Raw genomic sequence first — 21,410 nt, 5'->3', positions numbered from 1 at the left:
TACTCGCAATGAGCCCGCGATCGAGCCGTGCAACGTTGCAGCGGAACTCGACCGGGTCGCCATGAGCGGTTTCGTTAGCAGCACTCGTTACAAGCCAAGGCCAGTAACGCACCGAGATAGCGATGCGTCACGTCGCGAAGCGATATCGTCATTAGGTGTTCTGGAAGTCGTACGGGCTCGTGATCGGCTGGCTATTCGTCGTGGGCATCGTAACCGCAGGGGTGTTCCTCTTCGTTGTCTTCACGAGGCTCGTCCCGCTTGATCGGGGCGAAGAGTCTGCCCTGGTGTTAATGCCGTTCTACGGGGCGTTCTTCGGCGCGCTTACCGCAGCCGCAGCCAGCGCGCTCTATGCCATCTGTATGATCCTGTGGACGCGAGAACGAAACCGCTCGATCACCTCGCGCGCATGGCTGGGAGCATTGTCGGCAGGCACTGGAGCTCTCGTTTTCTGGATCGTCTTCGGATTCTCCTTGAGCGGCATCTCCGGTCTACCGGTCTGGAGCGGAATAGGCGCAGGATCCGCAGCCCTGGCGATGCTCACTGCGGGATCCTTCACGTCGCGTGCTTCGCGACGTGCCGACGCGAAGCAGACTGGATCAGCCTGATCGCCCCGGCCGGGACAAGTCAGACGTTGAAGCGGAATTCGACCGAGTTTCGCTACAAACCAACCTCTGACGATGAGTAGTCAAGTTGCCAGCGCTAATCATCCCGCGGGTCAGAGCGTTGCTCTGATCCGTTCGTACAGTGCACGGCCGAGACCAGGTGCGCATAGCCACCGGCGACGCAAAGGAGCATTCTCACCGCGATGCGGTCGGCCAGCTATGACCGAGGATCGCAGTTGAAAAGCAAAGCGCGTCGCTCGCTCCTGAGCACCGCGATCGGGCGCAGAAGGATCTCAGATAGAGGTTGCCAGGTCATCGCCGGTTATCGAGCGCCGACTGTTTCGATGTCGTGTACGCGGTGTGGGCGGCGAGAATAGCCGTCACGGAGAGTACAGCGACGCTCAACGCAATCACCGGCAGGTGATCGATCAGCAGCATCGCGGCGATCATGATCCCCACCAGCACGGCTGCTGCGATGAATCGTGACCGTGCGAGGCGTCCGAATCGGGACCGGAGGAACAGCAGGTTCCCTGCCAGGTATACGAGCGGACCTGCGGCCGTCACGAGAACGATTGCGGGCGTGAGGTGGTCGTGGGAGAGCCGCAGCTCGATGGAGACGGCGACGAGGATCGCGCCCAAGACCATAAAAGCATGCGCATAGGCGTAGGCCGATCGGAGAGCCCCAGTTGACGAGTCCCCGCCGTGGGTATCAGGGCCAGCGAGGGCGAAGTAGTTCCACCAGAGCACGAACAGGGACGCGAAGCCGACGATCAAGCTCAGAGCGAGGCCGGGGGTGAGCTGCCCGTGGGAGACGATGCTGCCGCCCATGAGCAGGATGGACTCGCCCAGGGCGATGATGAAGACGAGTCGGTTGCGCTCGGCCAGGTGCTCGGCGTCGGTGTCCCACTGGTGCATGGGGGCTGCGCCGATACCGGGGATCCGGTAGTGGGCGAGCGGGGCCGCGTAGTCGATGAGCACCGCGATCAACCAGAGACCCAGCCGCCACTCGAGGGGCAGTGCCGCACCGAGGACCCAGAACATGCCGGCCAGCAGGGTCCACAGCAGCAGCATGCGGTAGTTGGCTGCGAGCTGGTGGCCGCGGTAGGTGATCATCATGAACATAGGACGGAGGAGGCCCATGAACAGGTAGCACCCGACGAAGAGCCAGGCTCCGTCGCCGAAGGCGCTGGGTATAGCGATCGACATGCCCAGTGCGGCGAGCATGAGCACCCCGGAGAGCAGCTGCACTGGGGTGCGGCTCGGATCCAGCCAGTTCATCGCCCAGGCGGTGTAGTTCCAGCCCCACCACACCGCGGCGAACACCACGATGGTCTGGGCAGCGCCCTCCCAGGAGAGGTGCTCGATGAGCAGGTGCGAGAGTTGGATGATGGCGAAGACGTAGACCAGGTCGAAGAAGAGCTCGACGGGGCCGACCTCGGATCGACGGTGCCCGATGCGGGCGAGCGGGACGGTAGTCATGGTTGGTGAACCTCGTATGTGTGGTGCGGGGGCCTCGAAGACGACAGCGACGAGCGGGCGTCCAACTGGCTGGACGCCCGCTCGAGACGCTCGTGCCGGCTCTCAGCCTTCGCGGATCGTCATCTTCGCGAGCTTGTCGCCGTCGACGTCGAAGACGAACTTCGAGCGGCCGTTCGCGTGGTTGGAGCGCCAGTCGCCGATGACGGTGATCGTGCTAGCGGCGATGTCGACCTCCTCGACCGCGAGGGTGCCGCGCGAACCGATGAACTCCTTGTCGCTCCAGGTTTTGATCTGCTCGCGCCCAGTGAAGTCGCGGCCCCAGTCGTCGACGGTCCCGTCAGGAGCGAAGGCGTCGAGGAAGGCTTGTTCGTCGTGGTCGTTGACCGCGGTGATGAACGAGGCCACGGGTTCGGGGATGGTGGGTGCTGCCATGGGGCGCTCCTTATTTCGTAGGGTCGAGCTCAGCGGGTGGTGTAGCCGCCGTTGGCGAAGATCGTCTGGCCGGTGATCCACCAGCCCTCGGAGGCGAGGAAGCGGACGATCGGGGCGATGTCCTCGATCTTCGTGAGCTGACCGCCCATACCCTGCGACTTGTGGAACTCGACCCGCTCCGGGGTCTCCTGGCCGTAGAAGAACGGCGTGTCCATCGGACCGGGCGCGATCGCGGTGACGGAGATGCCTCGGCCGGCGAACTCCTTGGCCGCGGCGCGAGTGAAGTGCTCCACCGGCGACTTGCCTCCGGCGTAGGTGGAGTAGCCGTCGGTGAACGCGGCCAGCAGCGCGGTGACGATGGTGATGATCTTGCCGCCGTCGGCGAGGTTCTTGCCGGCCTCCTGGATGAAGAAGTAAGCGGCCTTGGAGTTGATGTCGAACATCGAGTCGTACTCGTCCTCGGTGGTCTCCACGATCGGCTTGCGCAGCACCTTGCCCGCCGTGTTCACCGCGACATCGATCGTCCCCAGAGCCGCCTCAGCGTCGGCGAACAGTTCGGCCACGTTCGCCGGAACCGTGAGGTCCCCCTGAAACACCGCGCCCTTGCCTCCAGCCGCTTCGACGGCGGCCAGCGTCTGCTCCGCGTCCGCGCGACTGGAGTCGGAGTTGTAGTGGATCGCGACGTTCGCGCCGGCCTCGGCTGCGTGACGAGCGACCAGCCCGCCGAGGTTCTTCGCGCCGCCCGCGATCAGGACGTTCTTGCCGTTGAGCGTGTGATCGGCCATGACAGCCCTCCATATCGTTGGTATGCAACAGTATTACTCTGCTACATACGCTAACGTAGCACTATGACAGGAGCACCGACAAGCGATACACGGGAGCGACTGATAGCGGCAGCCGCCGACCTCATCGCCGCCGCCCCCGGCGAGGAGTTCTCCCTGCGCGCGGTGTGCGACGCAGTCGGGGTGAAGATGCCGACGCTCTACCACTTCTTCGGCTCCAAGCAAGGGCTGATCGACGCTGTCATCGAGCACGGGTTCGACCTCTACCTGAACGAGAAGTCGTCGATGGAGTCCTCGGGCGATCCCATCCAGGACATCCGTGCCGGCTGGGATGCCCACGTCGCCTTCGGTCTGGCCAACCCCGGGTTCTACACTCTGATGTACGGGAAGGTCCGCCCTGGGCACTCCCCCGAGGCGCAGTCCCGTCCCAGCGAGATCCTGCGCGCGCTCACGGCGCGGGCCGCCGAACAGGGCAGGCTTCTGGTGCCCTCTGAGCAGGCTGCCGCGCACATCCTAGTGACCAACATCGGCGTCACCCTGCGCCAGATCATCCTGGCAGCGCCGGATCCTGCCCTGTCTCAAACTGTCCGTGAAGGCGCTATCTCGGCGATCACCGGCAAGGGAACACGAGCCAACGACTCGCTCACCACTGCCATCGAGCTCGCTGCAGCACAACCAGATGTCCTCGGCAGGGCGGAGACCCAGCTCCTCATCGAATGGCTCGGCCGGTTGAGCAGGGTTGAGAAGCTGCAGTAGGCGAGTGCCACGAGCTTCGGAGAGGCACAGCGGTTCAGGAGGTAGACAAGAGACCTTCTTCGATCAAACCAACGCCGTGCCAGCGGGCAGGATTCGCGCCGCGCGTACAGAGTGCCTAACTCAACACTAGGCCGTCGTAGATGCGCTCGGACGGCTCGACGTCCCGATCGACGGGGACGTGGAGTGTGGCGATGTGCAGCCGTTGCCCGTCAGACCTCACCAGACGTTAGTTTGAAAAGCGGAACTCCACCACGTTCCCGCACATACCAACCTCTAGTACTCATCCTGGATCCGCCGGCGGGGTGGGTGGGTCGTGACAGCCGAATGCTCCTGTGGCCTGCGATAATGGGACTTGATAAGGGTTCCAGATCGCCGAGCAACAGGAGCACCGGTAGTGCGAGTATCCCATGACTTCTCCGCCGAGTTCGATGACGGCAATCTGATCGCGAGGGCGGGCCCGGTCCCGGTGATGGCCCTGGCCGAGTCCGCCGGGCTGAGCGACCTGGTGGCCGAGCATGTGAGCGTCGCCGGCACCCCCCGGGGCGAACGCGACGGTGAAGGTCTCCTCGTTGGTCGCGGGGATGGTCGCTGGGGCGGACAGCATCTCCGACATGGACCTGCTGCGCCATGGCGGGATGGGCCGCGCTTTCACCGAGCGGCGGGCCCCGACCACGCTGGGCACCCATGTCCGCAGCTACACCTTCGGGCACGTGCGACAGCTCGACGCGGTCGCCTCCCGGCTCCTGGCCGGCCTGGCCGGCCGGGTGCCGGGCCTGCTGGCCGGCGCCGGACAGGTGGCCTACCTGGATGTCGATGACACGATCCGCGCCACCCACGGGTATGCCAAGCAGGGCGCCGGCTACGGCTACAGCGGCGTCAAAGGACTCAACGCCCAGGTCGCCACGCTCTCGACCCCGCTGGCGGCGCCGGCGATCACCGGAATCCGGCTGCGCAAGGGCTCGTCCGCTTCCGCTCACGGGGCCGCCAAGCTGATCTCCGAGTCCCTGGCCACCGCGAGACGTGCCGGGGCCGGCGGTCTTGTGACGGTGCGGGCCGACAGCGCCTACTACCAACAGAGCGTGGTGGCCGCCGCCCGCCGCGGCGGAGCGCATTTCTCGCTCACGGCCCGGATGAACCCGGGCGTGGTCGCGGCGATCTCCCGGATCCCCGAGGACGCGTGGGTGGGGATCAAGTACCCACAGGCGATCTGGGACGAGCGTGAGCAGCGCTGGGTCTCTGATGCCGAGGTCGCCGAGATTCCCTACACCGCCTTCACCTCCCGCAGACAGGACCAGCACGTCACCGCCCGATTGATCGTGCGGCGCGTCAAACGCCTGGACCCCACCGGTGGTGGGCAGGACGAGTTACTGGCCGCCTACCGTCACCACGCGGTGTTCACCGACTTCCCGCTCTCGATGCTGGACGCGGAGGCCTCCCACCGTGATCACGCGATCGTCGAGCAGATCATCGCCGACCTCAAGAACGGGCCGCTGGCACACCTGCCCTCCGGGGTCTTCACCGCCAACAGCGCCTGGACCGTCCTGGCAGCCATCGCCTTCAACCTCACCCGCGCCGCCGGCGTGCTCGCCTCGAAGCTCCACGCAAAAGCGCGGACGGCCACGATCCTTGCCCAGCTGATCGCGGTGCCAGCCCGGATCGCCAACCGGGCCCGCTCCTGGCGACTGCACCTACCGCGGAACTGGCCCTGGCAATCAGGCTGGGAAGCACTGTTCGAGGCCACCGAGAAGCTCCCTATGACAGCGTGACCTGCAGCCCCTGCCCCGACGAGAAGGAATCGACAGTGGAAAGGCCGGGCAGACCGGCAGCTACCCCACGCCATTCACCAGAACCGCCCGTGGATTCCCTCCCGAACCTCCCGCGAAACGCACTCAGAATCCGGCCGGCGCATCCAGGCTCAGAAGAGGGCCCTCGCCGCGGGCGTCCACGCACTGACATACGCACGATCGTCGACGCGGCTCTCTACAAGACCCGCACCGCCATCACGTGGCGCGAGCTGCCAGCGGAGTTCGGGTCATGGCAGACCGCCTTGCGCCGGCACCGCCAATTGGTCGCGAGCTCCCAATGGGACGAGATCACTCGCACTCTGGCAGAACGAGACCTGCCCCAGTGAACCGCGGCGCTGTTGGGACACCCGACTTTTGAGTCAAACTGATTTTTGAGTCAGCGCACCGCCCGAGAGATCGCGCGCCGAACGATGTGAACCCGCCACAGCACTGGCCAGCCGAGGCTGCGTCCCAGAGACGCTCCCGCACCGCAGAAACAAGAGTCGGCCCCCTGCGGAGGTTCCGAAGGGGCCGACTAAAAGCGCAGGTCAGCGGGATAAACGCTAAGCAGCTGATGGTAGATCGAAACTCTTCCGTCGAGCCCAACAGGAAGTCGAGAAGATAAAACCCCTGGTCAGAGGCGCTTTTTAGACGTTGAACCTGAACTCCACCACGTTCCGTAGCCGAGTAACGTCTGAAATCAGGCGACCTGTACGCGCTGGTCACCCATCACGTACTCGAGAGCGAGTTCACCACCGACGGCCTCGAGGTAGTTGCGGATGGTGCCGACCTTCGCGCTGTCGAGGTCGCCATGCTCGATCTTCGAAACCTGTCGCTGCCCGACACCGATACGCTCTGCCAGTTGCGCTTGCGTGAGTCCGGCCTGCTCCCGCAGCTCGCGCAGGCGGTAGGCGCGAACCTCAGCCAGCATCCGCTCCTTGTGCGCCTCGACACGCCCACGGTCGACAGGGTGCTCCGCAACGAAGCCCTTCAAAGTCTTTGCCATTGCAGTCATTCTCCCCTCAGTCTGCTCAAATGGTCCTCGAACAGGTCATCGGCCAACGGGATGTTCTTCTTGTACCAGCGTTTCCAGTCGCCGGCCTTGTCTCCGGCGATCAGCATGATCGCCGATCGCTCTGGATCGAATGCGAACAGAACGCGCAGCTCGGACCGGCCGGACGAACCTGGCCTGAGTTCTTTCATGTTCTTGTGCCGGGATGCGCTCACGGTGTCAACGATGGGCCGCCCGAGCCGAGGACCTCTGTCCTCCAACAACTCGATCGCGGCGACCACCTGCTCACGCGAACCGTCATCCAGCGAAACGAGCCACCCAGCAATCAGCTCGATGTCCACGCTTCACATGTCACCAGTGTAGACCTTACAGGATCTACGGGGCAATAGGAGGAGGCTGACCCGTGAGAGAGCTCCAGAGGCTAGAGCGCAAACCTGAATTCCACCTAGTTCTGGTACTTGGCAACCTCTGGCAGGCACGGGGCCGGAGCGCTTAGCCGATAGCATCGGCCCAGCGACCTTTGCCGTCGATCACCTCATCGGTCGCAGAGAATCCGATGGATCCGGCGACTTGCTGCAACGCCAGGTGACCGGATGAATGTGCGCGACCTGCTGCACACCCCGGTCCACGAGCTCGGCGACCAGTAGTCGGACGGCCTGATTCGCGTACCCGCCCCTGCCAGCGAGCCGCAAACAGGCCACTCACGACCCTGACCAGGGATCGACCAACTCTACGCCGTTATGAGCGAAGTCCTTGATGTTCCGAGTCGCACACGTGGCATGGCGAACGCGACAAATCGCGACGATTTGGGCATCAGCCATGGTGATCGGCAACCAGGCACGCTCATGCGCGACGAACACCTCGGCGTACTCCCTAGCCGCAACATCATCCAAGGTGAGCAGCGAACGCGTATCCCGCTATGGCTGGATCGCAGCCGCGATCGCCGCTGCCAGCCGGTATCTGGCATGAGCAGTACGTCAAGCGCGTCGACCGGACCGCGCAGCGGACCGCACTCAAGAACTTGCCGGAAACTCGAACAGTGATCCTACGACGGCGCGAGCATAATCCCGGGGGGAGCTCGCATCGCCCGGCAGCATGCCACCGATTCCCGAGGGCGACAGGTGGCCCGCATAGGCATACTGCAGGCACGCCCCGCTGAGCATTGCCGCGGCCGGAACCCACGACTCCCGCACGGGGATACGCCCTCGCTGAGCCTCGGCCTCCAGATACCGTGCGATCTCCACGACACCGAGGAGCGGGGTCACTGCGTCGCCGTCACCCGTCGACTCCTGAGCACTGAACCATTCGCGTAGCGAGGGATCGCCCATGACGGAGCCGGCGATAGGGAGGATCTCCCCGAGAAACTCGATCGCCTCATCCATGAGTCGAACGAGATTCGCCTCCACAGTTTCCTCGCCCACCCGCTCTCGGAGCCCGACCGCATGTTCACGGACCCCCTGCGTGGCTCGTCTGAACGCGGCGACGATCAGCTCGGAGCGATTCGCGAAATGATTGTAGATACTGCCCTCAGCGACCCCGGCATGTCGCGCGATGGCCTTTGTCGTTGCACCGCGCACACCGGTCTCGCGCATGCAGGCCAGCGCAGCATCGAGGATTCGTTCGCGCATGAGGGGCAGAGCATCCATGTCTTCATGGTACCTGAGTGAGTGCACACTCAATGCTAGGCTGAGTGGGCACTCACTCAGTTCAGAAAGGATCATCATGCCATCAAACACACCGCTCCCCTTGGTCGCCCCAGAGACCTCGGGCTTCCTGCTCGTCGGCGTAAACTCCTCATCGCCGCCGAAGTTGCCGCTCGTCCGTTGGAACCGTCGCCGCCGCCAGCTCGCCGCACAGGTCGTCGCGGCAGCCGGATCGCTCGAGAGCCGAGAGGATGTGGCCTACGTCCGCGTGTTCCGTTCACGCATCTTGCCCCCGCTGCACGGCATGCCGAGGCACGATCTGACACTTCTCATTCGCACAACATCTCCCGCAGACGTGGCCGCCGTGCGCGAGAGCGACACGCTCACGGGCTTCGACACGACGACGCTCCTCGCGGGCTCGAACGCGGCGAAGATCGGCGAGACCGAGTCCAGCGGCAAGGGGGACTTCCTACTGAACCACTTCACCACGGACGGCGACCTCGACCCGATCGACGCCTGGCTGGGGCTGACCGATTGGTACACAACGGCGATCGGCGTCGACAACTCAACTGCGCTCCGCGGCGATAGCGCCTCGAAGTTCCCTCTCGTCAACTACGTGCGCCTGCCAAGCAGCCCTCCGGCTTTCCTGGTGAATCAGTTGCTCCGCCCGAGCTTCCACCGCGTCGTGCGCGGAACGCTCAAGCGAAGCGGAATGCGCGCTCTTCCCGGTTTCTACCGGATGATCCGATAGTTCCAACCTATTCGTCGTGCACAATGATCAGACGTTAAACCGGAACTCCACCGAGTTCCAGCACCTAGAGCCATCTGTAATCCACGCTGGGTTAGCTCACGGCAGCACCGGCAGGAACAACGGACAGGTTGTGCACCGAGAACATCACGACCTGAGGGACACTGTTCCGCGAATGGGTTCTCGTCCAACGACGCCAGACCCTGTGCCTCCCGGTTCGGCCCGCCGACTGTCTGCTAGACTCTTCAATGTGAAGGTGAGGACGTACGACAGCACCGACCGTGAAGCGGTCATCGACCTTGATACAGCAACGCCACTCACGACGTACGCAGACGTTGAATTCCACAACGGTTCGTTCACCTGGCAAGAGATGACGCTGGCCTTCCCCACCGTCAAGCGACACGATCTGGCTCAGTACTTGGCGGAAGATCCTCCGGGGTGGGACTGTGCATATCTGGCGACGCACAACGATCGGGTCTGCGGATTCGCTGCGGGTACCCTCAGATCCTGGAACCGACGGCTCTGCCTCCTTCACATGTACGTGGACTCACAGATGCGTGGGCAGGGCATCGGACGAGCACTCCTCAACACGTTGTTCAACGCGCCCGAATCTGCGGACGCGCAACATGTCTGGCTTGAGACACAGGTGGATAACGTACCGGCGATCCGCGCCTACGAGAGCATGGGGTTCCGCATCGTGGGCCTTGATCAAACGCTGTATGGAGATTGCCCCAGCAACGACACAGCGCTCTACATGAGCCGTAGGCTGCGATAGCGCCCGACAGGCGCGACATGACGAACGCATGAATAACGCGAAACAAGCTTCCCTCTACACGTTGAATCGGAACTCTCACAGGGTTACGGCACGGAGAACCATCAGCGATGACCTTGCCTCATCTCGTGCTGAGGCGCGCGGTGAGCGCGTCCGCGACCTCGTCCGCAGCCCACGTTGCCGTATCGAACTCCAAGACCTCATCGGACCACGCGGCGTAGTCAGCGCGACGGCGCTGCACGTCCGCCCAGGTCGGTTCGCCGACGTAGGTGAGACAGCGATCCCTGCCGCTGAGCCTTCGCTGATGCTCCAGCGCATCGGAGATCATGAGGTGCACGAACTCGATGGATGCGCCCGTACGCGCGGCCGCCGTCCGCCACGTTTGCCTAGCCTCTTCGCTGTCGTTGACAGCATCGACGACGACATCGTGACCGAGCCGCAGATTTTGCTCCGCCATCGCGCGCACCGTCTCGTACGCCGCGACGCCGACTTGCCACCCTGGCGGCAGTCCGCAGGCGAGAATCGAATCCTCGACTGCGTCGATGGAAAGGTGGACCGATCCCGTGTTCACAGCGACGATCACGGCGACACTCGTCTTGCCGACCCCGGGCAGACCGGAGACAACGACGAGGCGACCGGTCACGCGACTGCCAGCGGCGTGATCGCAGCGACCTTGTCGCGCAGCGTCCGACGCTCGAGCCGCAGCTCGTAGTTCGACTGCAGGTTCATCCAGAGCTCCTCGGACGTTCCGAAGTACCGCGCCAGACGGATCGCCGTGTCCGCTGTGATCCCCCGCTTGCCGTGCACGATCTCGTTGATCCGACGCGGCGGCACACCGATCGACACGGCCAGCTTGTTCTGCGTGATCCCGAAGCCCTCGATGAAGTCCTCCATCAGGATCTCTCCCGGATGGATCGGCTCGATCAGGTCGGTCTCAGTGGTAGTCGACGAGTTCGACATTGTCCGCACCTCCATCTCTCCAGACGAAGCAGAGACGCCATTGCGCGTTGACTCGGATGCTGTGCTGCCCACGACGATCCCCGACGAGGCGTTCCAGGCGGTTCCTTGGGGGAATCCGCAGGTCCTCGACGTCCTTCGCCGCATGGATCAGTTCGAGCTTCCGCAGGGTCGCTCGCTGCACGGTCCGATCAACGCGCTTGACGTACTGCTCATGCCAGATGCGTTCGGTGTCCCTACTCCCGAACGATCTGATCACGGGACCAGAGTATAACGGAGTCCGTCATTAACGCTAGACGTTAAACCGAAACTCCACCACGTTCCGGACAGCACTAACGTAAAGAGCACTCGGGCTTGACCTTGCTTGACAAGGCGGATAGGATCGCGAAAAGACTTCTGAGATCGCGAACGCAAGATTGAGGAAGGGGGGTCACCCCCACGTGGGCTGTGTTGAGCAGCGCCTAGTCAGCACCGGGTAGCACCGGGAACCACGTCGAGATTGAGAGACAGACGACCCGGCTGGGAGTGACTTCTCCCGTAAGGCACGGAGGTCCGTAAGGACCCAGTGGAGCATCGCGCACGGCGACCGGGAAAGTAGCCGGACAACTATTCCCCCGTCTCCGGACAGATTCTTCTGTCTGGAGTTCTCATGGGGTACACCGCTCCGCCCAAGTCCGACCTGTCCCACTACGTCAACCTGACCGAAGCTGTACAGCTCGGATACGGTGCGTATCAGACGCTTCGTCGATACATCACCCAGGGCAAGCTGCCGGCAGTAAAGATCGGTGGCCGCGTCAAGGTTCTGCGGGCCGATCTCGACGCGTTGGCCGTGCCGAAGCCTGCGAGTAGCTTCGAGCCAATGGAGTCCGCCGCCGAGCGGGTCGTCGCGTCCTCTCCCCCGCTGTCGGATGAGCAGATCAGGCGTCTGCGCGCTCTCCTTGGCGGTGCCAAGTGAGTGCTACTCCTGCAACCGTTGAAGAACGCATTCCCCCTGAGCCCCGTTATCGAGTGCGCATCCATGCTGCGAAGAGTGTTGTGGAACCTGAGCAGTTACACGCCATCTACGGGCGCGGCGAAGGGCTTGTAGATTCGCCGCGCCACCCGGAAACCGGCGCGTTTCCGCTGGTCCTGCCGCTTCGTTCCGCCATTCGCTACCTCTCGTCGCCTGGGGTACATCGGGGGTACATCGGCGAGTCGATGCGCCTCGATGTTCACCGTCTCGGGGGTAGTCGTCATGGCGCGTAAGGCAGCGAACCCGACCTTGGTCATGCTGGTGCAGCAGATCAAGGCGGAGTGCTGGCAGCACTCGGCCGATCCGGTGTTCGTCGGTCTGTTGGAGCAGGCACATGCAGCGAACGGTCTCCCGAAGGATGATCCGACGCGTGTCGATGCACTACGGGAGGCTGCCACTGCAATCGCGGAGTACTTGGTCGCGCTGCTGGAATCTTTTGGTCTCGTGGTCGAAGAGGCTCACTGCATCCTGCACGGTGACGACACTCAGCTTGGCTGGGATGATGCGACCGCTGCGATGGTCGAGGTGTTGAAGTACCTGCACCTGCATCTGCTATTGAAGTTCAAGAGCCGTGAGACTTCGGCAACAGTGGAGAAGCTGGCCGCGCTCCTGGGAGTCGAGGTGCAGTACGTCGAACTCGACAAGTCGCGCGGCGGTGCAGCTGTCGAGGCCTGCGGTAAGAAAATCACGCAGCAGCACGATAACGGCTTGGCCTACCTCACTCACGTGAAGTACTCCGATAAGTTCCAGTACCCGCCGGAGCACGTTGCCTCGGTACGGGGCATGGACTATCAGCAGGGGTACCTCGAGCGGTATCTGGCGTGGCGGAAGGGCCGCGCTCACGTCAAGGCGAAGCGGGCGAAGCTGGAGTTCGAGTCATTCCGGGAGATGGTGCTCCAGGGCGAACTCACGCGTGACCAGATCATGCTCACCGATGAGTACTTCGATATCTACTCGCGACATCAGCGGGAGATCGACGACGCCCTGTCAGCCTATGGGCAGCGCCGTGCTTACCGCGCGGCGGCGAAGTTACGTGCTGGGGAGTTTTCGACCCAGGTCGTTTTCATCCATGGCGAGGCAGGGGTCGGCAAGACCAGGTTCGCGAACGCATTCATCCAGGAGGCGATCTCGTGTGCCAAGGAATACGGGGAGCGGTGGCAGGTCTACCGTGCCGCGACGACGAACCCGCTCGATGACTGGCGGGGCGAGGAGATCATGCTACTTGATGATCTGCGGGCCTCAGCTATGGATGCCAACGACTGGCTGCTTCTGCTCGATCCGCACAATGCATCGCCTGCTCGGGCGCGGTACAAGAACAAGGGGGAGGTCGCTCCCCGGCTCATCGTGATCACTGCGACCATCGAGCCGGTCGAGTTCTTCTTCTATGCCCGACAGAAGGGCAACGTCGACGAAGCACTCGACCAGTTCATCCGCCGCTTGCAGTCAGTGGTGCGGGTTTATCGGGAAGACGACATCCTGCGCTACCTCGTGCAGCCCGTTGGGAAGGTCGCCACCTATGGACGTGCCATCCGCAACGGCTACTACGGCAACACTGAGTGGTTGTCGCTGAGTTATGCCCCGGCAGGCGGTGGCACTCGCGACGCTGACTCTGCTGTCGACGAGTTGCTGGATGGGCTCGCCGAGCACAGCCGTGACATGCCGTTGGCACTTCCCGCTGGTCGCTCCGGGGAAGCAACGTCAACTGCGAACCACCTTACGGATGCCGACCGGCTTCCGTACTAACTGAAAGGAACTGACCATGACTAACCAGATCTCAACCAACATCGACGAGCTGATCGCGCAGGAGCGTCGCCGTGCGGCTGACCGCATCGCGAAGCTCAAGCACGCCGCTGCCGCAGAGCAGCGCCGTGTCGATGCCAGGGTCGTCGAGCTGCTCCGCGAGGAGCACAGCGATCTCTACGAACGGCTCACTCAGCTGTCGGCTGATCACCTCAGGACTCAGCGTTCGAAGCGCGCGAAGCGTGCAAAGAAGGCGGCATCGCGTTCGAAGGGTGTGGTCGACGGACCGAGCGAGCAGGCCGTCGATCCTGAGCCTGAGGAGGAGACCCCGTGGAACGGTTGACGACTCCGATCCGGGACCTGCGCCAGCGTCCCGGTGCACCTCCGCCCGCAGGGAGCGCAGCGACCGAGGACGGAGGCCAGCGGTTCTTGGGCGACATGAGCGTCAGCGAGATGTCGGACAAGAACCCTGCTGGCAGTCTTCCGTACGCCCTGGAGGACGAACTCGACACCCGAAGCAACGCTGGTCGAGTTCGTTCGGAAGGGTGGACGGAAGACCAGGCACTGACGCTGGAGCATCCCCACGACTCCCAGGTGAACACCGGTCGTGGGGATACGGAAGCGGCAGGGCCTGCCGACGCACCGCGTCGGAACCGTCGGGCGAAGCTCGACGTTCGCCTGTCCGCGGAGGATCGCGAAGCGGTTCTCCGGCGGGCTCGTGTCCTCGGTGTGCGGCCGAGCTCGTGGGCACGGGCCGTCATCCTCGACGCCCTCGACGCCCGCTCCTCGAACATCGAGAAGATCGAACGGGCAGCGCTCACGTCGGGGGCGGTGCCGACCATTGCCCCCGAACTCGGACGTGCGGTGACCGAGCTTCGCCGGGTCGGCTCGAACCTCAACCAGTGCATGCGCGCGATCAACTCCGGCAAGGCGACGGTGCTCGACGCTGACCGCGTGGTCGCCTTGCGCGATGCTGTCGACGAGGTGCGGGCCGCACTTGGGGATCGGACGGCGTCATGAGCACCATCAATGTTCGCCCGTCGCGGGATGCTGCAGGATCGGCCGCCTACGTGCTGTACGGCCATGGGTACAAGGGACGCGTGAAGCTGCTCTCCGGAGAACCTCGGACTCGGGCGGGGTCGTTCGCTATCCGTGTCGCGGGCGACAACACGGCGACGCCGCTGGCGTTCGTCGAGCGCGCTCAAGCTCTCGCGGGTGCGCATGGCCGGAAGAACCAGCTTCAGAGCTACGTCCTCGCGTTCAGCCCTGACGAGTTCGACGTTACGAAACAGGAGGACCTCGATCGAATCCGGGATGTGGCCGTTGAACTCGCGGAGAGGATGCACTCCGCCGATTTCATGGTGGTCGTCCACGCCGACTCGGCTGGTAAGCACGGGCATGCACACGTCCTCGTCACCAACCACGACGATCTGACCGGCGGGAGTCTTCAGCGGTACACGGCGTGGAAGCACGGTCTGCGCCAGCTCAACGATGAACTGATGCGGGACGAGGGTTTGCAGGTGCTGCCTGATCCTGAGGAGCCGAAGCCGGACTGGGAGTTGCGCCGGGAGGCGTTCAAACCTGGTGGGTTCGAGCAGGTGCTCGGCGACAAAGTGCTCGCCGCGCTCATCGACTCTCGTTCGGCCAACCAGGATGCCTTCGAGCAGGTGCTCGCCGAGCACGGCGTCGCTCTCGCGGTCACGAACCGCGACGGGTGGAGCTACAAGATGCGCCGCGACGACAACGGGAAGCTCGGCCGCAAGAAGGCCTCCGGGCTCACCACCGAATTCACTGCGGAGGGGGCGCAGCAGATCTTCGACTACCACGCACAGAAAGGAAAGAAGCATGGAAGCACTGGAACGGATGGGACAGGAGGACGAGCTGCATCGCGTTACTCGGATGCTGGAGGCCTTGACCTCCGAGCACGACGCCGACAGGCAGCAGATCGAGAAGCTGACGAATGCCGTCGCGGAGCAGAACGCGTATATCAAGCTGATGGACGAGGAGCAGACGAAGCGCCTGGGTCAGCTGTCGACCTCGCAGCAGCCCGAGCAGCCCTCGACGGTATCGCTCGACGACGACACGAAGACAAGGCTGAGCGAGATCGAAAGCACTCTCGCCGCAGTCGCTCAGCAGCTCAGCGAGAGCGCACTCGTGAAGCTGCGCAACGGATCGTCGATGAAGAAGTCGGACCTGGAAGCACTGTCGGTATTGAAGACGGTCCGCACGGAGCTGGAGACGACGACCTCGGCTTCGGCTGACCTTGCCGAAGCCGTACGCAAGCGCGGGCAGGTAACCATCGACACCGACAAACTGACCAAGCATGCGGTGAAGGTGCTCGACGCGAGGCTCGCTCATGCCGTTGAGGCTCCTGTGCGCGGCGTGGAGCAGGTGGTCGAGGGCTTCGAGCGCCGCGTCGCGAACATCAGCACCGAGAAGCTCGACAACGTGACCTCCCGGGCAGAGAAGTTGGAGCGGGCGGCGGACGCCGCAGAGCGTCGTATCGACCGGCTCTCGACCGCGATGACCTGGACCACGGTGGGCCGAGTGTGCCTGGCGCTGCTGCCCTTCGCAGCGGTCTTCATCATCTTCGGGGGTCTCGTCGGTGGCGTCACTCAGATGATCGGTGCTGGTCCGCTGTTTTCGTGGGCGTGGGACTCATTCGCGACCGCGACTACTTGGTGGGCCAAAGTGCTGATCGCCGTCGGCACCCTCACTGGATGCGGGCTGTTCGGCTTGTCCGTGTGGTGGTGCGGGAAGAAGCTCTACGAGAACTATCGCGGGTGGTGAGCCACACGAGAAAAACGAATGCCCCGGGCAATAGCCGCCCGGGGCATTCAGTGTCGTGGTTGAAATATCGTCCTGGTACTCCTCAGTTGGTGATCCAATTGTCGTTTGCGTCGCGCATGTAGCCCTTGACTTCACCTGCAACACCGATGGTGCCGTCCGTCATCACCGAAAACTCCACCGTCGCAGCAGCGCTGCTCTTCCCGTCGGCATCAACGGAGGGAAGCTCGATCGCGATTGCGTTGTCCGGGTCGGTCGCGGATGCAGCGCAGTCGCCTACTACGGTGATAGTCGTGTAGTCCTCGCTGACATAGGTGCCTGATTCGGGCGCGGACTCGTCGAGGTCGGTCTGCGGATGGGCGTCATCGAGTCCGAGGCTCTCCGCAACGATGGTGGTTCCCGGAGCCTGCTCGTCGGATGCGCTGCCGACGTAGCGGTCGAAGACGTCCTGGCCGGTGTCGCCGTCCTGGTATGGACTGAGATATGTATCGTTCTCCAGATCGGCAGGCGTGCCGAACAATTTTTCAAAAGAATCGGCGATGTCACTCTCGCTGTAACCATTCGCAATGTCGGCTTCGATGGCGCTGTCAAGCCATTCGATAACGGATGCTTCGTCATCGACTCCGCTGTTCGGAATTCTGTTGATGAAGGTCTGCACCGCGCTCTCCCGGTCGGTAGGATTATCGTTTGCCGCAATCATGTCTAGTGGCTGGTTCCCGAGGTAGTTCATGGAGAGATCGGCGGCGCAGTACTGAGCATCTTCAAGTTCATGTGCCGTCACGACGATCTGGTCAATGACCAAGCCGCCGGCGTCCGCTCCCATAACCTCGCGGAGGTCGTCAGGAACACGGACCGTCACTTCACTCGACGGCTCAACACCGTTGGTCTGGAACTCGTAGACGCTGGCAGTTGAGTCACCGCCGGTCTCGTCGTCCGGGGTCTCCGCCGGGTCGGAGGCGCATCCCACAAGGGAGAGGCCGAGGATCGCTGCGGCGATCGTCGCCGCTGGTCGGTGCAGTGTTCTCATCATCATTCGCATGCGCGGGTAAGCGCGTTCCTCTCTGTGTACATGTCCTGGTCTCGCTACTGATCCTAGTGGAAGTGATGAGTACCTGGTACTCTTCGCTTCCTTCTTTGAGGCTTGAAGGGTGAAGGAATCCCTCAAACACCGCCTGGGCCGGAACCTCCGCGCCCTGCGCGTGTCGAGAGGGCTCACCCAAGAGAAGCTGGCCGAATACCTCGATGTGACACCGCGCTATCTGGCAGGCATCGAGCGAGGCGAACGCAACTTAACGCTCGACTCGATCGACGCTCTTGCCGAGGCCCTCCGCGTGGACAACCTGGCAATGCTAACGGCCGGTGTTGACGACCCGAACACGCCTCAACGCTCATAGCGGCGGCGGGCAGCGGCGGGGCTGATGCTGAGCGCATCAGCGACAGTTGCCCAGGAGATGCCTTCGTAGGTGGCGACCTCGTGCGCGTGAATTCCGATCTCGTATGCAACGGCGTCACGCAGAGCGGCGAGGTCCCGCAATTCAGCTTCGGCACGTGTCATCTCCGGATTGCCCACCCACCACCGGAATGCATGGATGTGGACGCGGGCATTGCTTTCAGCGGACATCTTTACTCCTCCTCGCAGGTACCGTCCGACTTGACGGCGACCTCTGCCACCGAAACAGGGCCGTGGATGTGGCAGGTGTGGACGCGCCAGAGACCTCGGTCAGGCACGAAGACATAGGCGCGGTCGGCGAACGCAGGTGGCGAGCAATCGAAACACAGGCAGAGCTTCAGATCGTTGCCCGCCATCACAGATTCCTGAAGACGTGGACGCAGTGCGGGCTTGCGTCCAACACCACGTAGTCGAACGCGAGGTCGCGTGACCATGCCTCCCAGTGGAAATAGCGGCCCACTGCCTCGGGCACGTTGGTGAGCAATCCTGTGTCTTCAGCAAGCTGCTCGGCATACTCGCGGAATGATGACCATTCTCCGCAGTAACGCTCTTCAAAGTCGCTGATGCTCGGCAACCCGTCCCCATCTTCGATGTAGTCACCCGATAGCACCCAGGCATTAAGAGCTGGGAGCTCGCCTTCAGGAACTTGCTCGATGGCACGGGCCAGCTCCGCGGCCTCATAGGGTGAGCACTCCCCTGTAATTGGCAGGTTCTCGTGATCGAGGCACCAGAGTTCTTCATGGGTGCCGGGGTTGATCACGCGTTCGTGCACTTTCGAGGTCGTGATCTTGTCTGCTTCAGATGCGCTGTACCAGTCACCAACGAGATTGCCTTCGTTGTAGCACTGGAGGCATCCGATCCAAACCCGGGGTGTGGTATTGATGGTCGCTGTCATGGCGGTCTCCTCTGTGTTGAGGAGAGCGGTGGCGCGACTGGGCAGTCAGGCTCTAGTGAAATGACGCGCTTACGCCGCGTCAGCCGCTCTCGGGAGACCTCCCGGGTCCGCTTCGCGGACCGCGGCCTACTTCGACACGATCTCGACCGATGCAGGATCGAACCCTTTGCGTCCTCTCGGCTGCGGGAACACCGTGACAGCAACCAGCGCGTCGATGACTTGACGTCGGATCTCAAGCGATGCGTCTCTGAACGCTCCCGGCGGGTCATCGGTGCCGAGGATTGGTCGCAGCACACCGGCCCGTCCCCGAAGTGCCTTTTGGGCCTCCAGCTCCTGTATGCGCTCCTCGGCGGCGTCGCGCACGCGCTTGAGGTCGCGCCCCTCGATGATCTCCTCGTCGTAGTCGTGCTGCGCCCGACTGATCCTGGCTCGCTGGTCGCTGATCGCAGCGTCGAGGGCCTCGGTCTGTGAGCTGTCCTTGGGCTTGAGGATCTTCTTCGCCGCGTCATCCTTGGCGAGACGGGCGCTGATTGCCTCCGTGACGTACTCGTCTATGGCAGGACCAGAGCGGACCAAGTGTCCTGGGCACGTGTACCCGCGTGGCGCGCCTGTGACTTTCTTGCCGCAGACTTCTCCAGCCACAGAGACGACAACGCCACAGCGGTACAGTCCACTCCCGAGGCGCTTGCGTTTGGTTGCACCGCTGGTGTTGGTCACGCGCTTCTTGTCGTCGAGAATCTCCTGGACCTTCCACCAGGTTTCATCATCGACGATAGGCTCCCACTGGCCCCGGATCGGCTCTCCAGCGTCATCGCGGAGGATCTGCGCCTTCCACATCCGGCGACGCTTCCCGTCGGCCTGGGCGAACTTCGGCGTGTAAGTGCTCAGCGCCGCATAACGCGGGTTGCGCAGGATGCCGAGCACGGTCGAAGGGGACCACGGACCGTCTTCGACGATCGGTCGAGGGTGGAGGCCCTGGTTCTCGCGGGCGGCGGCGCGCTCGACGCTCACCGTGTGCGTGTGCTTGGGAATAGGAGAGAGCCCTTCGATCTTCTCAGTGCCACTTAGCGCCCGGGCAAGCGAGCGCAGAGACTCTGGACGTTCGATCCTGGTGAACAGGTCGTAGATCGCCTTCACGGCCTCGGCTTCGTCGTGGATCACCTCGCCGTCGACGGCATAGCCGAGAGGGCGCATGCCCTTCGGGGCACGCCCCTGCATGGCGCGCTGCCGCTGTGCCGCGGACTGACGGGCGCTCTTGCGCTCCATCTCGGCGCGCGCCACTGCGGCTTTGATGCGTGCGTACATGCGACCGCCGTCGGTGGAGAGGTCCGCGTCGCCGTTGGCTGTGACGAGGGCGAGACCTCGCAGCTCGGCGGCGTCGATCCAGTCCTCCAGCTGCCGGGGCTGTCGGGTGAGCCTGTCGAGGTCGTAGCAGATGATGGCGTCAAAGCGCCCGAGCTGGTAGTCGGCGACCATGCGGTCATAGTCCGGGCGGATCGCGGTCCGGTCGGTGGCGCTCTTCGACTGGTCCACGTAGGTCTCGACGACCTCCCAGCGCCGGAACCGGGCGAGATTCTCGCAGTCCTCGCGCTGGCGGTCGATGGCGAGACCGTCCATCTCGCGGTCCTGCGAGATGCGGAGGTAGATGGCTGCCTTGCGTAGTGCACTGGAACGCTCGTTCATGTACCCAGACTACCTCATGCCGTAAGCTCCGTACGCAACTGATACTGTCCCCATCACTCTGCATAATGGTAGAGTTGCATTAGCCGACCAAACGCACAAGATGCCCCAGGAGACAACCATGCCGCAGCTGACGCTCAGCTTCCCCGACCTTGCCGAGCACGCAAGCCGACTCCACCCCGAGCTTAAGAGGCTCGTTCAAGAATTCGTCGAGACCGACCGCGCCCGGTTCACAGAGTCAGCGTCACTGTGGGAAATGTGGATTGACTCCGAATTCAAAAAACTACTCAACGCTCTTCAACTCGATGGCCGGCTGCCTAACATCGATACGAACATCGACGCCGACAATGATTTCAAGCGTGTCTTGACGTTTACGTCGCCGGAGGGCGGCGAGACTACGGATGTCCGAGATATCATCCAGCATGCATGGACGGCAACGGTCGACACATACGCGAGCGCCCTCTACCACCGAGCGAAAGAGATCGCGGCAGAAAACTCGAACTCGAGCTGGACCCCCGACCAAGCCACGAGTGCCCCAACTGTCTAGACAGGGTCCACGGCTTGAGAAGCCACGTGAGACAACCTTCGCTTTACGCGCGAACATTCCCAGGCCGACCGATCAGCCTGCCAAGACCCGCTTGATCAACGCCGCGATGTCATCCCGCTGAACCTGCTCACGGAACGTCACTTCAATACCCTCCGAGCTCATCGACCTGAAGCACCGTCGTTCTGCCGTCGTTTTGAGTTTCTCGCTCTCTCGCAGGTCGGAGCGCTTCTTGACGTCCTTGGTTTCGATGATGTGGTTACGCGGGAGCCCGCCATCGTCGCGCTTAAGCAGGTACATGAAGTCTGGGCTCGTGGCCCTCCCTCAACTCCGCG

28 protein-coding genes and 1 pseudogene are annotated in these 21,410 nt (G+C 63.2%); 14 read left to right on the top strand and 15 right to left on the bottom strand.

Translation table 11 applies throughout. The annotated features are described in order from the left end of the window. Positions 1-155: 155 nt before the first annotated feature. Positions 156-605 (top strand): hypothetical protein, encoded by a 450-nt coding sequence (locus JOF43_RS16305; RefSeq protein ID WP_209903978.1) that lies wholly within the window; start codon positions 156-158, stop codon positions 603-605. Positions 606-914: 309 nt separating this feature from the next. Here the strand turns inward: JOF43_RS16305 and JOF43_RS16300 are convergent, their stop codons facing one another. From JOF43_RS16300 to JOF43_RS16290, 3 genes are all read right to left on the bottom strand, one after another. After that, positions 915-2,081, bottom strand: coding sequence for a low temperature requirement protein A (locus JOF43_RS16300; protein WP_076808293.1), 1,167 nt, complete (start codon positions 2,079-2,081; stop codon positions 915-917). A 102-nt stretch (positions 2,082-2,183) separates the two neighbouring features. Continuing rightward, complete coding sequence (locus JOF43_RS16295) at positions 2,184-2,513, bottom strand: nuclear transport factor 2 family protein (protein ID WP_076808295.1); 330 nt, start codon at positions 2,511-2,513, stop codon at positions 2,184-2,186. Between the two features lie 29 nt (positions 2,514-2,542). After that, entirely contained in the window at positions 2,543-3,298 is a 756-nt protein-coding gene (locus JOF43_RS16290) for an SDR family oxidoreductase (protein ID WP_209903976.1), read from the bottom strand. A 63-nt stretch (positions 3,299-3,361) separates the two neighbouring features. Here JOF43_RS16290 and JOF43_RS16285 point away from each other — a divergent pair, with 63 nt between their 5' ends. From JOF43_RS16285 to JOF43_RS22740, 3 genes and pseudogenes are all read left to right on the top strand, one after another. Further along, positions 3,362-4,051: a TetR/AcrR family transcriptional regulator gene (locus JOF43_RS16285; protein WP_096160935.1), complete on the top strand. Its 690-nt coding sequence runs from the start codon at positions 3,362-3,364 to the stop codon at positions 4,049-4,051. 394 nt (positions 4,052-4,445) lie between these two features. Then, positions 4,446-5,817: pseudogene (locus JOF43_RS16280) on the top strand (IS1380 family transposase). Next, positions 5,814-6,182 carry a transposase gene (locus tag JOF43_RS22740; RefSeq protein WP_342592214.1) on the top strand — a complete coding sequence of 123 codons (369 nt, stop codon included), beginning with the start codon at positions 5,814-5,816 and terminating at the stop codon, positions 6,180-6,182. Before JOF43_RS16280 ends, JOF43_RS22740 begins: the two are co-directional and overlap by 4 nt. 353 nt (positions 6,183-6,535) lie before the next feature. Here the strand turns inward: JOF43_RS22740 and JOF43_RS16270 are convergent, their stop codons facing one another. The 3 genes from JOF43_RS16270 to JOF43_RS16260 all read right to left on the bottom strand — a co-directional run bounded on the left by JOF43_RS16270 (position 6,536) and on the right by JOF43_RS16260 (position 8,493). Continuing rightward, positions 6,536-6,841 carry a helix-turn-helix domain-containing protein gene (locus JOF43_RS16270; RefSeq protein WP_209903974.1) on the bottom strand — a complete coding sequence of 102 codons (306 nt, stop codon included), beginning with the start codon at positions 6,839-6,841 and terminating at the stop codon, positions 6,536-6,538. 5 nt (positions 6,842-6,846) lie between these two features. Continuing rightward, on the bottom strand, positions 6,847-7,188 hold the full coding sequence (locus JOF43_RS16265) for a type II toxin-antitoxin system RelE/ParE family toxin (RefSeq protein WP_209903973.1): 342 nt from the start codon (positions 7,186-7,188) through the stop codon (positions 6,847-6,849). A gap of 672 nt (positions 7,189-7,860) precedes the next feature. After that, positions 7,861-8,493, bottom strand: coding sequence for a TetR/AcrR family transcriptional regulator (locus tag JOF43_RS16260; RefSeq protein ID WP_209903971.1), 633 nt, complete (start codon positions 8,491-8,493; stop codon positions 7,861-7,863). A 76-nt stretch (positions 8,494-8,569) separates the two neighbouring features. Here JOF43_RS16260 and JOF43_RS16255 point away from each other — a divergent pair, with 76 nt between their 5' ends. Both JOF43_RS16255 and JOF43_RS16250 read left to right on the top strand, forming a co-directional pair. Further along, the gene (locus tag JOF43_RS16255; protein ID WP_209903969.1) at positions 8,570-9,241 is read left to right on the top strand and encodes a hypothetical protein; all 672 of its coding nucleotides are present in this window, start codon (positions 8,570-8,572) and stop codon (positions 9,239-9,241) included. 247 nt (positions 9,242-9,488) lie between these two features. Further along, positions 9,489-10,013: a GNAT family N-acetyltransferase gene (locus JOF43_RS16250; protein WP_209903967.1), complete on the top strand. Its 525-nt coding sequence runs from the start codon at positions 9,489-9,491 to the stop codon at positions 10,011-10,013. A 118-nt stretch (positions 10,014-10,131) separates the two neighbouring features. Here the strand turns inward: JOF43_RS16250 and JOF43_RS16245 are convergent, their stop codons facing one another. Genes JOF43_RS16245 through JOF43_RS16235 form a run of 3 tightly spaced genes read right to left on the bottom strand, consistent with a single transcriptional unit; the run spans position 10,132 to position 11,226 of the window. After that, on the bottom strand, positions 10,132-10,653 hold the full coding sequence (locus JOF43_RS16245) for a P-loop nucleotide/nucleoside kinase family protein (protein ID WP_209903966.1): 522 nt from the start codon (positions 10,651-10,653) through the stop codon (positions 10,132-10,134). Continuing rightward, the gene (locus JOF43_RS16240) at positions 10,650-10,970 is read right to left on the bottom strand and encodes a HigA family addiction module antitoxin (RefSeq protein ID WP_209903964.1); all 321 of its coding nucleotides are present in this window, start codon (positions 10,968-10,970) and stop codon (positions 10,650-10,652) included. Before JOF43_RS16240 ends, JOF43_RS16245 begins: the two co-directional genes overlap by 4 nt. After that, positions 10,945-11,226, bottom strand: a complete 282-nt coding sequence (locus JOF43_RS16235) for a type II toxin-antitoxin system RelE/ParE family toxin (protein ID WP_209903962.1) — start codon at positions 11,224-11,226, stop codon at positions 10,945-10,947. The genes JOF43_RS16240 and JOF43_RS16235 overlap by 26 nt, the downstream gene beginning before the upstream one ends. A 390-nt stretch (positions 11,227-11,616) precedes the next feature. Between JOF43_RS16235 and JOF43_RS16230 the strand changes: the two genes are divergently transcribed. From JOF43_RS16230 to JOF43_RS22730, 6 genes are all read left to right on the top strand, one after another. Beyond that, entirely contained in the window at positions 11,617-11,922 is a 306-nt protein-coding gene (locus tag JOF43_RS16230) for a helix-turn-helix domain-containing protein (protein WP_209903960.1), read from the top strand. 252 nt (positions 11,923-12,174) lie between these two features. After that, the gene (locus JOF43_RS16225) at positions 12,175-13,722 is read left to right on the top strand and encodes an RNA helicase domain-containing protein (RefSeq protein ID WP_245354583.1); all 1,548 of its coding nucleotides are present in this window, start codon (positions 12,175-12,177) and stop codon (positions 13,720-13,722) included. 16 nt (positions 13,723-13,738) lie between these two features. Further along, on the top strand, positions 13,739-14,062 hold the full coding sequence (locus tag JOF43_RS16220) for a hypothetical protein (RefSeq protein ID WP_209903958.1): 324 nt from the start codon (positions 13,739-13,741) through the stop codon (positions 14,060-14,062). Between the two features lie 95 nt (positions 14,063-14,157). Further along, a complete protein-coding gene (locus JOF43_RS16215) occupies positions 14,158-14,739 on the top strand; it encodes a hypothetical protein (protein WP_209903956.1) in 582 nt (193 codons plus the stop codon). Continuing rightward, positions 14,736-15,980, top strand: a complete 1,245-nt coding sequence (locus JOF43_RS22735; RefSeq protein WP_245354582.1) for a relaxase/mobilization nuclease domain-containing protein — start codon at positions 14,736-14,738, stop codon at positions 15,978-15,980. Before JOF43_RS16215 ends, JOF43_RS22735 begins: the two co-directional genes overlap by 4 nt. Then, on the top strand, positions 15,898-16,509 hold the full coding sequence (locus JOF43_RS22730; RefSeq protein WP_245354581.1) for a BAR domain-containing protein: 612 nt from the start codon (positions 15,898-15,900) through the stop codon (positions 16,507-16,509). The genes JOF43_RS22735 and JOF43_RS22730 overlap by 83 nt, the downstream gene beginning before the upstream one ends. 82 nt (positions 16,510-16,591) lie before the next feature. Here the strand turns inward: JOF43_RS22730 and JOF43_RS16205 are convergent, their stop codons facing one another. After that, positions 16,592-17,545, bottom strand: a complete 954-nt coding sequence (locus tag JOF43_RS16205; protein ID WP_209903953.1) for a hypothetical protein — start codon at positions 17,543-17,545, stop codon at positions 16,592-16,594. Positions 17,546-17,654: 109 nt separating this feature from the next. Here JOF43_RS16205 and JOF43_RS16200 point away from each other — a divergent pair, with 109 nt between their 5' ends. Next, positions 17,655-17,900, top strand: coding sequence for a helix-turn-helix domain-containing protein (locus JOF43_RS16200; protein ID WP_209903952.1), 246 nt, complete (start codon positions 17,655-17,657; stop codon positions 17,898-17,900). On the opposite strand, the gene JOF43_RS16195 is transcribed toward JOF43_RS16200, so the two are convergent. The 4 genes from JOF43_RS16195 to JOF43_RS16180 all read right to left on the bottom strand — a co-directional run bounded on the left by JOF43_RS16195 (position 17,888) and on the right by JOF43_RS16180 (position 20,534). After that, positions 17,888-18,127 (bottom strand): hypothetical protein, encoded by a 240-nt coding sequence (locus tag JOF43_RS16195; RefSeq protein WP_209903950.1) that lies wholly within the window; start codon positions 18,125-18,127, stop codon positions 17,888-17,890. The genes JOF43_RS16200 and JOF43_RS16195 overlap by 13 nt on opposite strands. Positions 18,128-18,129: 2 nt before the next feature. Further along, the gene (locus tag JOF43_RS16190; RefSeq protein ID WP_209903948.1) at positions 18,130-18,312 is read right to left on the bottom strand and encodes a hypothetical protein; all 183 of its coding nucleotides are present in this window, start codon (positions 18,310-18,312) and stop codon (positions 18,130-18,132) included. Beyond that, entirely contained in the window at positions 18,312-18,851 is a 540-nt protein-coding gene (locus JOF43_RS16185) for an antirestriction protein ArdA (protein ID WP_209903946.1), read from the bottom strand. The genes JOF43_RS16190 and JOF43_RS16185 overlap by 1 nt, the downstream gene beginning before the upstream one ends. A 126-nt stretch (positions 18,852-18,977) precedes the next feature. Next, a complete protein-coding gene (locus JOF43_RS16180; RefSeq protein WP_209903944.1) occupies positions 18,978-20,534 on the bottom strand; it encodes a recombinase family protein in 1,557 nt (518 codons plus the stop codon). Between the two features lie 118 nt (positions 20,535-20,652). Here JOF43_RS16180 and JOF43_RS16175 point away from each other — a divergent pair, with 118 nt between their 5' ends. Beyond that, complete coding sequence (locus JOF43_RS16175) at positions 20,653-21,078, top strand: hypothetical protein (RefSeq protein WP_209903943.1); 426 nt, start codon at positions 20,653-20,655, stop codon at positions 21,076-21,078. Between the two features lie 72 nt (positions 21,079-21,150). Here JOF43_RS16175 and JOF43_RS16170 read toward each other — a convergent pair whose 3' ends face one another. Next, positions 21,151-21,375 carry a restriction endonuclease gene (locus tag JOF43_RS16170; RefSeq protein WP_209903941.1) on the bottom strand — a complete coding sequence of 75 codons (225 nt, stop codon included), beginning with the start codon at positions 21,373-21,375 and terminating at the stop codon, positions 21,151-21,153. Between the last annotated feature and the right edge of the window lie 35 nt (positions 21,376-21,410).

Source organism: Brachybacterium sacelli (assembly GCF_017876545.1).
GTDB lineage: Bacteria > Actinomycetota > Actinomycetes > Actinomycetales > Dermabacteraceae > Brachybacterium > Brachybacterium sacelli.
Note: the sequence above shows the minus strand (reverse complement) of the source record. Positions and strands in the feature narration are given on the sequence as shown.